This window comes from Kaistella sp., assembly GCF_032060305.1.
GTDB classification, from domain to species: domain Bacteria; phylum Bacteroidota; class Bacteroidia; order Flavobacteriales; family Weeksellaceae; genus Kaistella; species Kaistella yananensis.
In genome coordinates this window covers 1-1,724 of record NZ_DAMBHK010000149.1, presented here as the reverse complement: position 1 = coordinate 1,724, position 1,724 = coordinate 1, and the positions used below count along the sequence as shown (strand labels likewise).

Sequence of the window (1,724 nt, the reverse complement as noted above, 5' to 3'; positions counted from 1 at the left end):
TACATTTCCGGAAGTGCTTTTACCAAAGCATTTTCGGCATAGTAAATGTCTTTCATCCCGTCTGTAAACAGATCGCGAAGTTGCATGGGTCCGCCAGTCGCTTTTTTCTTCGGAGGTGTTGTTTTTTTCTTTTCCATATTGATTTTTTTATTAATGTTTGAGATTTGGTCAGTTGAAGAACATGTTTACCGCCCGGTAAACTTTCAAAATTTAAAATGTTGCATTCAATTTTTAAACCAAAATGGCGCTCCTCTGCGTTAAAATTTCCTTAAAAATCAGTGGTCTTATTCAAATGTGGCGTGGGAGTTTTTCCCAATAAATAAGCGGCTTTGAACATTTAATTCAAAAATAAAAGTTATCTTTACTCCCCAATTTTTTTTAATGGAAAAAGAATTTAAAATCAGTTTCGAAGCCATCAGCAATTACGAAAGTCTTGATGCGACGGAAAAAAAACTTTTTGAAGCAGCGAAGAAAATCCGCGAAAATGCCTATGCCGAATATTCTCATTTTCACGTTGGCTGTGCGATTTTACTGGAGAATGGCGAGATTATCACGGGAAGCAACCAGGAAAACGCGGCCTATCCTTCTGGACTCTGCGCAGAACGGACCACCATTTTCTGGGCTGCTGCCAATTTTCCGAATGTGAAAATGAAGAAGCTTTTTGTGATTGGTGCGCCGAAAGAAGCAGTTTCATCTACGCCGATTCCTCCCTGTGGCGCGTGCAGACAGTCGATTCTGGAGTATGAAGCGAAGCAGAAGGAAGGTATTGAAATATATTTTGCCTCGCTGGACGGCGAAATTTTCAAAACCAAATCGATCCGCGATCTGTTGCCGTTTTCTTTTGATGCTTCCTTCCTTTAAAGAATTAATGATGTTCTAAATGAATTAATGATGAGAATTGCAGCCATCGATATCGGGAGTAATGCGGCCCGCCTTTTAATCAACGAAGTAACCGAGCCCAAAAAAGGCAAGCCGGAATTCATGAAGCTTAATCTGCTCCGTATTCCTCTGCGGTTGGGGATTGATGTTTTTACACAAGGCAAAATAGGTGCGGAAAGGGAAGAGATGGTCATCAGCTCGATGAAAGTGTTCAGCGATCTGATGAAGATTTATAAGGTGGAACATTACCGTGCCTGTGCTACCAGTGCTATGCGGGATGCCAAAAACGGTGCGGAAATCATTGATGCGGTAAAAAAAACCTCGGGAATTGATATCGAAATTATTTCCGGAGACGAAGAAGCGACTTTAATTTACGAAAATCATGTGGCTGAAGGGTTAGATAAAGATTCGGCCTATCTGTACATCGATGTGGGCGGCGGTTCTACAGAACTTACGTTCTACGAAAACGGAGCGATGAAGTATGAACATTCCTTCAACATCGGAACGATCCGGTTGCTCAATAATCTGGTGAAAGACGAACACTGGAAAGAAATGAAAGAAGAAATCCGCAAAAACATCAACAGTAAAAAACCGGTGGTGGCTATTGGTTCGGGAGGAAATATCAACAAAATATTTTCGATGAGCAAGACCAAAGACGGAAAACCGATGTCGGCAGCCTATCTTAAAAAATGCTACAAAGAAATGAAGGGCCTCACCGTTGCAGAAAGAATGAGCAGATATGCAATTCGTGAAGACCGCGCCGATGTAGTGGTTCCGGCTCTGGAGATTTTCAATAACGTGATGACGTGGAGTGATATCGACAAAATATTTGTGCCGAAAATTTC

Annotated in this window: 2 protein-coding genes; both read left to right on the top strand. The window is 41.6% G+C overall.

Annotated features, from left to right (window positions below):
- Positions 1-381: 381 nt before the first annotated feature.
- On the top strand, positions 382-861 hold the full coding sequence (gene cdd / locus V5N63_RS11830) for a cytidine deaminase (RefSeq protein WP_332034105.1): 480 nt from the start codon (positions 382-384) through the stop codon (positions 859-861).
- 30 nt (positions 862-891) lie between these two features.
- Positions 892-1,724, top strand: an 833-nt coding sequence (locus tag V5N63_RS11825) for a Ppx/GppA phosphatase family protein (protein WP_332034104.1), incomplete at its 3' end; no start/stop codon positions are given.

Excerpts from the sequence above, each read along its gene's own strand:
- cdd (WP_332034105.1), top strand. The coding sequence starts at position 382 with ATGGAAAAAGAATTTAAAATCAGTTTCGAAGCCATCAGCAATTACGAA.